Origin of the sequence: Rhizobium sp. BE258, from assembly GCF_031457345.1 — a bacterium.
Classification (GTDB): Bacteria; Pseudomonadota; Alphaproteobacteria; order Rhizobiales; family Rhizobiaceae; genus Rhizobium.
Genome location: NZ_JAVDWL010000008.1, coordinates 128,751 through 141,048, shown reverse-complemented (window position 1 = coordinate 141,048; position 12,298 = coordinate 128,751). Strand labels below are relative to the sequence as shown.

The following is a 12,298-nucleotide window of genomic DNA, read 5'->3' as shown; positions in this document are numbered from 1 at the left end:
GATGCGCATCGCCGTAACGGGTAGAGAGGGTCAGGTCGCACGGTCGCTTCTGGCGACAGCACCCTCAGGCATTGAGGTGATCGCGATTGGCCGCCCTGAGCTCGATCTTGCCAATCCCGCTAATGTGCTGCCGGCTCTGGCAGCCGCACAGCCCGACGTGATCGTCTCAGCCGCAGCCTATACGGCTGTCGATAAGGCCGAGAGCGAGCCTGATTCAGCTTTTGCCGTGAATGCAGCTGGTGCCGGCGCCGTATCCGAAGCGGCGGCCAAGCTTGGCATCCCCGTCATCCACCTCTCGACCGACTACGTGTTCTCCGGCGAGAAGCCGGCGCCCTATGTCGAGACCGATCTAACCGGTCCGATCTCGGTCTATGGCAGCACCAAGCTCGAAGGGGAGCTGCGGATGGCGGCGGGCAATGCCGATCACGTCATCCTGCGTACTGCCTGGGTCTATTCGCCCTTCGGCGCCAATTTCGTGAAGACGATGCTGCGGCTTGCCGAAACGCGCGACGAGCTGCGCGTCGTCGCCGATCAGCAGGGGTGTCCGACATCGGCGCTTGATATTGCCGAGGCGATCTTCGCCATTGCGGCGCGTTTGAAAGCCGATCCGGATCCCGCGCTGCGCGGCACGTTTCATCTGACCGGGACCGGCGAAGCCACCTGGGCCGATTTCGCCACCGAGATCTTTGCACAATCGCGAGCGATCGGCGGCAACAGTGCCGTCGTTACGCCCATCACCACTGCCGAATATCCGACGCCCGCGAGGCGCCCCGCCAATTCGCGGCTTTCGGGCGACAAACTCGCTGCCACCTACGGCATCCGCTTGCCCGACTGGAAAAGCTCGACGGAAATTGCGGTCAAAGCCATTTTGAAAAATGCGATTTGAGGAGACTAAGATGAAGGGGATCATTCTAGCGGGCGGCACCGGCACCAGGCTTCATCCGATCACCCAGGCGGTGTCGAAGCAGCTGATGCCTGTCTACGACAAGCCGATGATCTACTATCCGCTGACGACGCTGATGCTGGCCGGGATCAACGACATCCTGATCATCACCACGCCGCACGATGTCGAGGCCTTCAAGCGGCTTCTCGGCGACGGTTCGCAATGGGGCATTTCGCTGAGCTACGCGGTTCAGCCCAGCCCCGATGGTCTGGCACAAGCCTTCATCATCGGCGCCGATTTCATCAACGGCCAGAATTCCGCGCTGGTTCTCGGCGACAACATCTATTTCGGTCACGGCCTGCCGGAGATCATGAAGTCGGGGACGGTGCGCACCAAAGGCGCCACGGTCTTTGCCTATCACGTCACCGATCCCGAGCGTTACGGCGTCGTCGAATTCGACGGCAAGATGAACGCGCTGTCGATCGAGGAAAAGCCGAAGCAGCCGAAGTCGCAGTGGGCGGTGACCGGCCTCTATTTCTACGACCAGCAGGTCGTCGATATCGCCGCCAATCTGAAGCCGTCACCGCGCGGTGAATTGGAGATCACCGATGTCAACCGCACCTATCTGGAGCGCGGCGAACTCTTCGTCGAGCTGATGGGCCGTGGCTATGCCTGGCTTGATACCGGCACGCCCGATAGCCTTCTCGATGCGGCCGCCTTCGTCAGCACGCTGGAGAAGCGACAGGGCTTCAAGATCGCCTGCCCCGAGGAAGTGGCGTGGCGCATGGGTTATATCAGCCAGGGCGATCTGGCGAAGCTTGCAGAAAAGCTCGGCAAGAGCGCCTATGGGCAGTATCTCACCAAGCTCTCGGCCGACTGGTAGGGCTCACTTCGCCGGCGCCGCATCGGAAACGCGCAGCTGGATGCGGCGCGAGCCCTGGTAATGGTCTGCGCCGAGCGAGCCTGCAACATGCAGATTGGCGCCGCGTGAATTGAGCAGCAGGTTCCCGAGAGCGGTATCGGCGGCGCGGAAGGCGATGCCATCGAGACGGGCGCCGTCCATGGCTTCCAGCGTCACCTTGACGTGCTTTTCGCCGACCGTCCTGACATCGCGCAGCCGATGGGCGGGGATCGCGAAGACCGGTTGCGAATGGCCGGAGCCGTAGGGGCCAGCGGTTTCCAGCCGGTCGATGAGATCGAGCGTGGCGCCGCTGGCGCCGATCGCGCCATCGATCTTCAGCGTTTCGTTGGCGACCAGATTGGCGACGGTCTTTTCGGCGCGTTCAGTGAAGAAGCTGCGCAGGGCGCCGAGCTTTTCGCGCTCGACCGTCAGACCCGCGGCCATCGCATGTCCGCCGCCCTTGATCAGCAGCCCCTCATCAACGGCAGCGCGGACCATGCGGCCCATATCGAAGCCGTTGATCGAGCGGCCGGATCCTGTGCCGCGACCTGAGGGATCGAAAGCGATGGCGAAGGCCGGGCGCTTGAACTTCTCCTTCAGCCGTGCGGCCAGAACACCGACGATCCCCGGATGCCACTTGTCGCGGGCGGTCACGATGACGGAAGCACCCTGGCCATCGCCATACTCCGCCATTGCCTCGGCCTCCGCTTCCTGCAGCATGGCGGCTTCCATGACCTGGCGGTCGCGGTTCAGTTCGTCGAGCTTCTGGGCGATCGTCTCCGCCTCGCCGGCATCGTCGAGCGTCAGCAGGCGGCTGCCAAGGGCTGCATCGCCGATGCGGCCACCGGCATTGATGCGAGGGCCGACGAGAAAGCCGAAATGATAGGGTGTGACCGGCCCGGAGAGACTGGCCTTGCGAAACAGGGCGGCAAGACCCGCATTGCTCTGGTGGCGCGCGGCGACGAGGCCCTTGACGACGTAGGCGCGGTTTAGGCCCTTCAACGGGACGACATCGCAGACCGTGGCGAGCGCCACGATATCCAGCCATTGCAAGAGGTCGATTGCCAAAATGCGCTTGTCGCCGGCTTCGCGCAGCAATCTGAGCGTGGCCACCAGCACCAGGAAGACCACGCCGGCGGCGCAAAGATGCCCCTGGCCCGAGAGATCATCCTCGCGATTGGGGTTCACCAGCGCGTGGCAATGCGGCAGGGCGTGTGTCACCTGATGGTGATCGATGACGACGACGTCGATATTGCGCGCCTTGGCGGCGTCGAGCGCCTCGTGGCTGGTCGATCCGCAATCGACGGTGACGATGAGTTTCGCGCCGTTGTCGATCAGCTGGTTGATCGCAGCAGCATTCGGTCCATAGCCTTCGAAAATGCGGTCCGGAATATAGATCTCGGCCTTGACGCCGAAATGGGCGAGGAAGCGGTACATCAGGGCCGATGAGGCGGCACCGTCGACGTCATAATCACCGAAGATCGCAACATTCTCGCCGCGCCGGATGGCTTCCGCCAGGCGCTTTGCCGCCTTCTCGCAATCGGTCAGCTTGTAGGGATCGGGCATCAGGCTGCGGATGGTCGGATCGAGGAACTCGACGGCTTCATCGACAGCAACGCCACGGCCGGCAAGCACGCGCGCAATCAGATCCGGCAGGCCATGGACTTGGGACATGGCGAGTGCGCGGTTCTGCCCGGCCTGGTCGAGCCGCGAAATCCAGCGATTGTCGAGAATGGATTTCTCCACCCCGAGGAACGCGCGCTGTACCGGATCAGCGGCTATATCCACCATTCTGCCAATGCCCCATGATGTCACCGCCCCGTGACGGGGCGGCAAAAATTGCATAGCACATTTATGCAGGCTTAAGGCCGGTGGCAACGCCCGGGCTGGCGTTACCCTCAGTCTTCCTTGGGGCGCTCGATGCGGATGACCTGCGGTTCGCCGACGAGATAGCCCTCGCCCTTGATCGCGGCAACCGCCTTGCGAACCGAATCCTCGGTCGTCGCATGGGTCACGAGGATGATCGTCTGATGATGCGACGGCGACAGGTGCTGTTGCGAGCGCTGCACGATCGATTCCAGCGAGATGTGGTTTTCGGCCATGCGCGTTGCGACGCTGGCGAAAACGCCGGTGCGGTCGAGAACCGTCAGGCGGATGAAGTAGCCGCCTTCGTGGCTCTGCATCTGCGCCTTGCGATAGGGCTCCAGCGACTTGGCCGGATGACCGAGAACCGGAACGCGCTGGGCACCCGGCTGGCTCTTGGCGATATCGGCGATGTCGCCGAGAACCGACGAAGCGGTTGCATTGCCGCCAGCACCCGGGCCGACCATCAGCAGTTCGCCGAGAATATCGGATTCGATCGCCACGGCATTGGTGACGCCATCTACCTGGGCGATGACGGAATCAACCGGCACCATGGTCGGATGAACGCGCTGCTCGATGCCGGTTTCGGTGCGCTGGGCAACACCGAGGAGCTTGATGCGGTAGCCGAGATCGGCAGCCGCGCGAATATCTTCGATCGAAATGTTGGTGATGCCTTCGAGGTAGATGTCATCGGCAGCGATCTGATTGCCGAAGGCCAGCGTCGTCAGGATCGACAGCTTGTGCGCCGTGTCGTTGCCTTCGATGTCGAAGGCCGGATCGGCTTCGGCATAGCCGAGACGCTGTGCTTCGGCGAGGCAATCGGCAAAGGACAGGCCTTCCTTCTCCATCTTGGTGAGGATGTAATTGCAGGTACCGTTCATGATCCCGTAGATGCGGGAGATCGAATTGCCGGTCAGCGATTCACGCAGCGCCTTGATGACGGGGATACCGCCCGCAACAGCCGCTTCGAAGTTGAGCAGCGAGCCCTTCTCTTCCGCGATCTTGGCGAACTCGACGCCGTTGTAAGCAAGGAGCGCCTTGTTGGCAGTCACCACATGGAGACCGCGGTCGAGCGCGGCTTTGACGGATGCCTTGGCAGCGCCCTCGGCACCGCCGACGAGCTCGACGAAAACCTCGATATCGGCCTTGGCGGCCAGCTCTTCCGGCGTATCGTACCAGGTGATGCCATCGAGATTGATGCCGCGATCCTTGGTCTTGTCGCGTGCCGTCACGGCCGTAATGTGGATCGGACGCCCGCAGGTGGCGGCAAGCTCGTTGCTCTTCTTCTGGATGATACGGACGAGCGAGGCACCGACGGTACCAAGACCCGCAATGCCGATTTTGAGGGCGTCTGCCATGAAGCGATCCTGAATGTTCATGAGTGGCAGCCGCAGAGCGCGGCTGCCGATTGGGGGGTGTCTATCAGCGGTGTGCGTTCAGAGAGATGACGTTGTGCATCGTCTCGTCGGCCGTCGACAGAAATTTCTTGATGCTGCGTGCGGCCTGGCGGATGCGGTGCTCGTTCTCGACCAGTGCGAGGCGAACATAATCATCGCCCATTTCGCCGAAGCCGATGCCCGGTGCCACGGCAACGTCGGCCTTTTCGACCAGCAGCTTGGAGAATTCCAGCGAACCGAGGTGACGGAACTTCTCCGGGATCTTCGCCCAGGCGAACATCGTGGCAGCCGGCGGCGGCACTTCGAAGCCGGCCTTGCCAAAGCTCTCGACCATGACGTCGCGGCGGCGCTTGTAGACGTTGCGGACCTCAGCGATGTCAGAGCCGTCGCCATTGAGCGCGTGGGTTGCTGCAACCTGGATCGGCGTGAAGGCGCCGTAATCGAGATAAGACTTCACGCGCGTCAGAGCGGCGATCAGGCGCTCGTTGCCGACGGCAAAGCCCATGCGCCAGCCGGGCATGGAAAAGGTCTTCGACATCGAGGTGAATTCGACGGTGACGTCGATGGCACCAGGAACCTGCAGAACGGAGGGCGGCGGTTCGCCGTCGAAGTAGATTTCCGAATAGGCAAGGTCGGACAGCACGATGATGTCGTGCTTCTTCGCGAAGGCGATGACGTCCTTGTAGAAATCAAGCGTCGCGACGAAAGCCGTCGGGTTCGACGGATAGTTCAGGATCAGCGCCAGCGGCTTCGGGATCGAGTGGCGCACGGCGCGCTCGAGCGGCGCGAAGAAATTCTCATCCGGCTCGACCGGGATCGAACGGATCACGCCGCCTGCCATCAGGAAGCCGAAGGCGTGGATCGGATAGGTCGGGTTCGGGCAGAGGATGACGTCACCAGGCGCGGTGATCGCCTGCGCCATGTTGGCGAAACCTTCCTTGGAACCGAGGGTCGCGACGACCTGCGTATCCGGGTTGAGCTTCACGCCGAAGCGGCGGGCGTAATAGGCGGCCTGCGCGCGGCGGAGGCCCGGAATACCCTTGGAGGACGAATAGCGATGCGTGCGCGGGTCCTGAACTACCTCGCAGAGCTTGTCTACAATGGCTTTCGGGGTCGGCAGGTCAGGGTTTCCCATACCGAGATCGATGATATCGGCGCCGCCCGCTCGCGCGCTTGCTTTCAAACGGTTGACCTGTTCGAAAACATAAGGCGGCAAACGCCGGACTTTGTGAAACTCTTCCATTTCATTCCCCATGGAAATGCGGCCACCGCGGCCGCGCTCGAAGTTCGTCCTGTTCCCGGCTGCTTGCGATACGAACTTCAGAATCGCATGCGCCGTATTCATCAGACTGTCTGCAGGCGGCGATTCTTTGACGGATGCCGCAGCTGCGAAGCATTATCGGGAAAATTTACGTCTCCCGCCAGCTGCGGAAGGCTTTGCGTGCAAATTGCCTGAAAGGCAAGGCCTACTTGGTGATTTCCGAGAGTGTGTCGGTGCCGTGATCAGCCGCAAGCTTGCGGTATTCGGCAACGCGGCGCTGATACTCAGCCTCGGAAATCGTGCCCGCCTTGCGCTGCGCGCCAAGCGCAGTCAGCTTGGCCTGCAGGCCCTTGGCCTCGTCATCGTTCATCTGAACGTTGGCGGCCGTCAGAGGCGCACCAAAGGACGGATAACCGTCCCTATAGTGCGAAAGGCCGCTCTCGGCCGGAGCCTCACCCTTGGTGGCGGTCATCACGACCGCCGTGGGGGCCGCTCGCCTGGCGGCAAGGGCTGCCTTCCCATCCGGCGTCGACGTGCAGCCGGCAAGCGTCATCGCCGCGGCCGCGGCAATGATTGCCATGCGGGTTGCGATTGCGATGCCAGAGCTGCCGTTGTTCGTCATGCCAGATCTTCCAAATCCTCAAGCCTCTGCGACTGTTAAATTTGTCGCAGCAACAAAGCAATAGCACGAGCGTGGTTGTGTTGAACTTGTTTTATCGATCTTGCACGATGTACAAATCGATTTCAGGATGATTGCTGCCGCCCGGAGGAAACGTGTGACCGACAGCAAGACAGGCGACAAGGGAAAGCCGCAAGGCTTCGAAACGGCAGACCTCGATCCCTATCTGATGAAGGATCCCGAGGCGATGGCGATGAATTTTGCCCGCGCCCTCGAAAATCTCGGCAAGGCCGCATCGGCATGGCTGGCGCCCCGCGAACGGGGCGATGTCAGCGACAAGGCCGCCGAGCCGATGACCGACATGGTCAAGACGCTGTCGAAGATCACCGAATATTGGATGTCCGATCCGCGCCGCACCTTCGAGGCGCAGACACAGCTGATGAGCAGCTATTTTGGCGTCTGGATGCGCTCGATGCAGCGGATGCAGGGCGAAGCGGCCGAACCCGAGCCCGAGCGCAAGGACAAGCGGTTTTCTGATCAGGACTGGGAGAAGAACCCGTTCTTCGATTTCCTGCGACAGGTCTATTTCATCACCGCCGACTGGGCCGAGAAGATGGTGACGCAGACCGAGGGTCTGGACGAGCACACAAAGCACAAGGCCGGCTTCTACATCAAGCAGATCACCGCGGCGCTCTCGCCCACCAATTTCGTCGCCACCAACCCGCAGCTTTACCGGGAAACCATCGCCAGCAGCGGCGAAAACCTGGTGCGCGGCATGAAGATGCTGGCCGAGGATATCGTTGCCGGGCACGGCGACCTGAAGCTTCGCCAGACCGACATGACGAAATTCGCCGTCGGCCGGGATATGGCGTTGACACCGGGCAAGGTGATCGCCCAGAACGATATCTGCCAGATCATCCAGTACGAGGCGTCGACCGAGACGGTGCTGAAGCGCCCTCTCCTGATCTGCCCGCCTTGGATCAACAAGTTCTATATCCTCGACCTCAATCCGCAAAAGTCGTTCATCAAGTGGTGCGTCGATCAGGGCCAGACGGTGTTCGTGATCTCCTGGGTCAATCCCGATTCGCGCCATGCCGACAAGGACTGGACGGCCTATGCCCGCGAGGGCGTCGATTTCGCGCTGGAGACGATCGAGAAGGCCACGGGCGAAAAGGACGTCAACGCCGTTGGCTATTGCGTCGGCGGGACGCTGCTGGCCGCAACGCTGGCGCTGCATGCCAAGGAAAAGAACAAGCGCATCCGCTCGGCAACGCTGTTCACCACGCAGGTGGATTTCACCCATGCCGGCGACCTGAAGGTCTTCGTCGACGAGGAGCAGCTGCAGGCGCTCGAAGCGCATATGCAATCTGTCGGCTATCTCGACGGCTCGAAGATGGCGACGGCATTCAACATGCTGCGCGCCTCGGAGCTGATCTGGCCCTATTTCGTCAACAACTACCTGAAGGGCGAAATGCCGATGCCCTTCGATCTGCTGTTCTGGAATGCCGATTCGACGCGCATGGCGGCTGCCAACCACGCCTTCTATCTGCGCAACTGCTATCTCAAGAACGCGCTGACCGCGGATGAGATGATCCTCGACGGCAAGACCGTGTCGCTGAAGGACGTGAAGATTCCGATCTACAATCTGGCGACCCGCGAGGATCATATCGCTCCGGCAAAGTCGGTATTCCTCGGCAGCCAGTTCTTTGGCGGCAAGGTGGATTTCGTTGTCACCGGATCGGGACATATCGCCGGCGTCGTCAATCCGCCGGACAAGAAGAAGTATCAGTACTGGACCGGCGGCCCTGCCAAAGGCGATTACGACAGCTGGCTCAACAAGGCCGAGGAAAATCCAGGTTCCTGGTGGCCGCACTGGCAGGCGTGGATCGAAGCCAAGGACGGCAAGCGCGTGCCCGCCCGCAAGCCCGGCGGCGCCTCGCTGAATGCGATCGAGGAAGCACCGGGCAGCTACGTGATGGAACGGGCATAGGCTATACCTGCCTCCGATCGGCCGATTTTTAGCCCGATTTCGCCGCCAGAAGAACCGAACCAGAATCTTTTTTGGGCGGTCCTTCATGCTTATAAAGAAATTGGAAACCATAATCCCGCATAGTTCCAGACAGTTGATTATGTGCGGGATGCCTCAATTAGGCCCTCTTGCTTCATTATCGGCTCCGGCGAAAGCGTCCTGCGTAAGCCGCCGGTAGAGTGACGCGTTTGGAAACCGAGTAATATGGCGTTTGCTGTCGAGACGTGTGAAAGCGTCAACCCTTTCGGCTGGGCGATTTTTGGCTCGGCAAAGCTCCTCCGGCTCGTGCCGGTCATCGCTGCCATCGGCCTTGGGGCCGCTGTATCGACATGGGCGCTCGCATCGGTCGCAACGATGCACTCGTCGGCTATGCCGGAACGCGAAGACAAGCGGCTGTTTGCGGATATCGCCATCGCGCCGATGGCGCCTGTGCATCACAACGCATCGGCTGCCCATACGCTCGTCCACATCGGCAAATTTTCCCGGCTGCCCGGCCAGATCACCGTGTCCGATCGCATGACGGCAGAGGTGCAGTCGAAATCCTCCAAGGACATGGTGGCGCTGATGCAGCGCCGCGGGCTCTCGGCGCTTGCCATGCGCAACAACGGCAGTGAAATTGCCTCTGCCCTGAAGCAGCAGGCGGAAACGATTGCAAGCGCTGCGGCATTCTCTGCCGTCACGGTTCCGGCCTCCCTCCCTGCGCCAGTCCAGGTCGCCACGGTCAAGGCGCCGCAACCGGCGCCGACCATGGCAGCTGCAGAAGCTCTGCCACAACAGAAGCCGGAAGCCGCCGCTGCACCGGCCGTCGAGACCGCGCTTGCCGAGAGCGTCGTTTCCGACGCACCGTTCGGCCTCGTTCTGTCGGAAAGCGGCGACGTGCCGCTGCCGATGGCACGCCCTAACCGGCCGAAGCCTGCTGCCGATGCACCGGTCGCCGCACTCGCCTATGCCAAGGTAGATCAGGACGACGATGACGGCGACATGCCGAAGATCGGCCGGCCGGCGCTTGCCCCAGTCGCCCGCAACGGCATTGCGATCTACGATATTTCCGCCGGCACTGTGTACATGCCGAACGGCGAGCGCCTCGAAGCCCATTCCGGCCTTGGCGCAATGCGCGACAACCCGCGCTATGTTAGCCAGAAGATGCGCGGACCGACGCCGCCGCATACCTATAATCTCCAGATGCGCGAAGCGTTGTTCCACGGCGTCGAGGCAATCCGCCTGCATCCCGTCGGCGGCCCAGGCGCCATCCATGACCGCGTCGGGCTGCTTGCCCACACCTACATGCTCGGCAAGCGTGGCGATTCCAACGGCTGCGTATCGTTCAGGGACTACAAGCGCTTCCTGGCCGCTTTCAAGCGCGGCGAAGTCAAACAGCTCGTCGTCGTGCCGAAATACACCGGCGGCTCGACGGGCTCCTCGCCCAAATCGACGCTGGCATCGCTCTTCTCCAAGCAATCCTAAGTCCAGTATCTGCATTTGATCGATGAGGCGGCCCAGGCAACTGGCCGCCTCATCTGCGTTATGCTGGCACAAATCGCGACAGGCCCATTGATCGGCATGGACGAACCCGGCATAGCTGCATTATGTACGACAAGGACAATTTCCGCTAAGGCCCTGCAATGGTGAATTATATCGAAGCCGCATCGGCGCCGCCGAAAAATACCGGCGCAATCAGGCTCTATGGCCCCGAGGCTTTCGAGGGTATGCGCAAGGCGTGCCAGGTGACCGCCCGCTGTCTCGACGAGCTGGCGGCGATCGTCAAGCCCGGGCTTGCGACTGATGCGATCGACCGTTTCGTCTTCGAATTCGGCATGGACAATGGCGCCTATCCGGCGACACTGAATTATCGCGGCTACACGAAATCGACCTGCACCTCGATCAATCACGTCGTCTGCCACGGCATTCCCGATGCCAAGCCACTGCGCGATGGCGACATCGTCAATATCGACGTCACCTATGTGGTCGACGGCTGGCACGGCGATTCGAGCCGCATGTATCCGGTCGGTCAGCTGAAGCGCGCGGCCGAACGGCTTCTCGAGGTCACCCATGAATCACTGATGCGCGGAATTGGCGCCGTGCGTCCGGGTGCCCGCACCGGCGCGATCGGCGAAGCGATCCAGACCTATGCCGAAGCCGAGCGCTGCTCTGTCGTGCGTGATTTCTGCGGACACGGCGTCGGCGGCCTGTTCCACGATTCGCCGAATATCCTGCATTACGGCCGCGCCAACGAGGGGCCGGAATTGCGGGAAGGCATGATCTTCACCATCGAGCCGATGATCAATCTCGGGCGTCCTCATGTGAAGGTTCTGGCCGACGGCTGGACGGCAGTCACCCGCGACCGCTCGCTTTCGGCGCAATACGAACACACCGTCGGCGTCACCGCCAGCGGATGCGAGATCTTCACACTGTCGCCCGGTGGTCTCGACCGTCCGGGGCTCGCGCCGCTCAACGGGTGAAACGAAGATGGCGAAAGGCCCGGTTCTGACTTCCGATGACGAACTGCCTTTCGACGATTTGCCTGTCGGCGAACCGGATATCGACGAGCGCCTGTTCTTTGCCGAGCAGCCCGCAAAACCCTCGATGGCGAAAGCGGCTTCAGCACCGCCTGCCCTTGGCGGAGAGCAGCATTATCACGGCCACCGCGAGCGGCTACGAAACCGCTTCCGCGAAAATGGCGACGGGGCGCTGGCCGATTACGAAATCCTGGAGCTTCTGCTTTTCCGCCTGATCCCGCGGCGCGACACCAAGCCTATCGCCAAGGCCCTGCTTGACCGCTTCGGCACGCTCGCCGCCGTCTTCGGCGCGCCGGCCGGGCTGCTGCAGGAGGTCAAGGGCATCGGCGAGACGGTGGCGCTGGATCTCAAGCTGATTGCCGCGGTGGCGCAACGCACGCTGAAGAGCGAGCTGCGCAACAAGCAGGTGCTCGGTTCCTGGTCGTCGGTGATCCAGTATTGCCATGCGGCGATGGCGCACGAAACCCGTGAGCAGTTTCGCATTCTCTTCCTCGACAAACGCAACGCGCTGATCGCCGACGAGGTGCAGGGGCGCGGCACGGTCGATCACACGCCTGTCTATCCGCGCGAATTGGTGAAGCGCGCGCTGGAGCTTTCGGCAACCGCGCTGATCCTGGTTCACAACCATCCCTCCGGCGACCCGACGCCTTCGCGCGCCGATATCGACATGACGAAAATGATCATCGATACGGCAAAGCCGCTCGGCATAACGGTTCACGACCACATCATCATCGGCAAGGACGGCCATGCCAGTCTTAAAGGCCTCAGGCTAATCTAGCTACCGTCACAGTTTCCTTCAGGTGTCTGTCAGCTTCGGCTCGCAAAGAGC

10 protein-coding genes are annotated in these 12,298 nt (G+C 61.7%); 6 read left to right on the top strand and 4 right to left on the bottom strand.

What is annotated here, in order from left to right; translation table 11 throughout:
* Nucleotide 1 precedes the first annotated feature (1 nt).
* Nucleotides 2–886, top strand: a complete 885-nt coding sequence (rfbD, locus tag J2X43_RS25480; protein ID WP_310299033.1) for a dTDP-4-dehydrorhamnose reductase — start codon at nt 2–4, stop codon at nt 884–886.
* 10 nt (nt 887–896) lie between these two features.
* Nucleotides 897–1,766: a glucose-1-phosphate thymidylyltransferase RfbA gene (gene rfbA, locus J2X43_RS25475; protein ID WP_310299030.1), complete on the top strand. Its 870-nt coding sequence runs from the start codon at nt 897–899 to the stop codon at nt 1,764–1,766.
* Nucleotides 1,767–1,769: 3 nt separating this feature from the next.
* Here rfbA and recJ read toward each other — a convergent pair whose 3' ends face one another.
* The 4 genes from recJ to J2X43_RS25455 all read right to left on the bottom strand — a co-directional run bounded on the left by recJ (nt 1,770) and on the right by J2X43_RS25455 (nt 6,927).
* The gene (gene recJ, locus J2X43_RS25470; protein ID WP_310299027.1) at nt 1,770–3,575 is read right to left on the bottom strand and encodes a single-stranded-DNA-specific exonuclease RecJ; all 1,806 of its coding nucleotides are present in this window, start codon (nt 3,573–3,575) and stop codon (nt 1,770–1,772) included.
* 107 nt (nt 3,576–3,682) lie between these two features.
* A complete protein-coding gene (locus tag J2X43_RS25465) occupies nt 3,683–5,005 on the bottom strand; it encodes a homoserine dehydrogenase (protein ID WP_112388165.1) in 1,323 nt (440 codons plus the stop codon).
* Nucleotides 5,006–5,069: 64 nt separating this feature from the next.
* Complete coding sequence (locus J2X43_RS25460; protein ID WP_112388164.1) at nt 5,070–6,287, bottom strand: LL-diaminopimelate aminotransferase; 1,218 nt, start codon at nt 6,285–6,287, stop codon at nt 5,070–5,072.
* Between the two features lie 223 nt (nt 6,288–6,510).
* A complete protein-coding gene (locus J2X43_RS25455) occupies nt 6,511–6,927 on the bottom strand; it encodes a hypothetical protein (protein ID WP_112518643.1) in 417 nt (138 codons plus the stop codon).
* 127 nt (nt 6,928–7,054) lie between these two features.
* Here J2X43_RS25455 and J2X43_RS25450 point away from each other — a divergent pair, with 127 nt between their 5' ends.
* From J2X43_RS25450 to radC, 4 genes are all read left to right on the top strand, one after another.
* Nucleotides 7,055–8,914, top strand: coding sequence for a class I poly(R)-hydroxyalkanoic acid synthase (locus J2X43_RS25450; RefSeq protein WP_310299023.1), 1,860 nt, complete (start codon nt 7,055–7,057; stop codon nt 8,912–8,914).
* A gap of 243 nt (nt 8,915–9,157) precedes the next feature.
* Nucleotides 9,158–10,417 (top strand): DUF2778 domain-containing protein, encoded by a 1,260-nt coding sequence (locus tag J2X43_RS25445; protein WP_112518645.1) that lies wholly within the window; start codon nt 9,158–9,160, stop codon nt 10,415–10,417.
* Between the two features lie 158 nt (nt 10,418–10,575).
* On the top strand, nt 10,576–11,412 hold the full coding sequence (gene map, locus J2X43_RS25440; protein WP_112518646.1) for a type I methionyl aminopeptidase: 837 nt from the start codon (nt 10,576–10,578) through the stop codon (nt 11,410–11,412).
* A 7-nt stretch (nt 11,413–11,419) separates the two neighbouring features.
* Nucleotides 11,420–12,247 carry a DNA repair protein RadC gene (radC, locus tag J2X43_RS25435; protein WP_112518672.1) on the top strand — a complete coding sequence of 276 codons (828 nt, stop codon included), beginning with the start codon at nt 11,420–11,422 and terminating at the stop codon, nt 12,245–12,247.
* Nucleotides 12,248–12,298: the final 51 nt, after the last annotated feature.

Coding starts and splice junctions, on each gene's coding strand:
- rfbD (WP_310299033.1), top strand. CDS start 2: ATGCGCATCGCCGTAACGGGTAGAGAGGGTCAGGTCGCACGGTCGCTT.
- rfbA (WP_310299030.1), top strand. CDS start 897: ATGAAGGGGATCATTCTAGCGGGCGGCACCGGCACCAGGCTTCATCCG.
- recJ (WP_310299027.1), bottom strand. CDS start 3,575: ATGGTGGATATAGCCGCTGATCCGGTACAGCGCGCGTTCCTCGGGGTG.
- J2X43_RS25465 (WP_112388165.1), bottom strand. CDS start 5,005: ATGGCAGACGCCCTCAAAATCGGCATTGCGGGTCTTGGTACCGTCGGT.
- J2X43_RS25460 (WP_112388164.1), bottom strand. CDS start 6,287: ATGGAAGAGTTTCACAAAGTCCGGCGTTTGCCGCCTTATGTTTTCGAA.
- J2X43_RS25455 (WP_112518643.1), bottom strand. CDS start 6,927: ATGACGAACAACGGCAGCTCTGGCATCGCAATCGCAACCCGCATGGCA.
- J2X43_RS25450 (WP_310299023.1), top strand. CDS start 7,055: ATGATTGCTGCCGCCCGGAGGAAACGTGTGACCGACAGCAAGACAGGC.
- J2X43_RS25445 (WP_112518645.1), top strand. CDS start 9,158: ATGGCGTTTGCTGTCGAGACGTGTGAAAGCGTCAACCCTTTCGGCTGG.
- map (WP_112518646.1), top strand. CDS start 10,576: ATGGTGAATTATATCGAAGCCGCATCGGCGCCGCCGAAAAATACCGGC.
- radC (WP_112518672.1), top strand. CDS start 11,420: ATGGCGAAAGGCCCGGTTCTGACTTCCGATGACGAACTGCCTTTCGAC.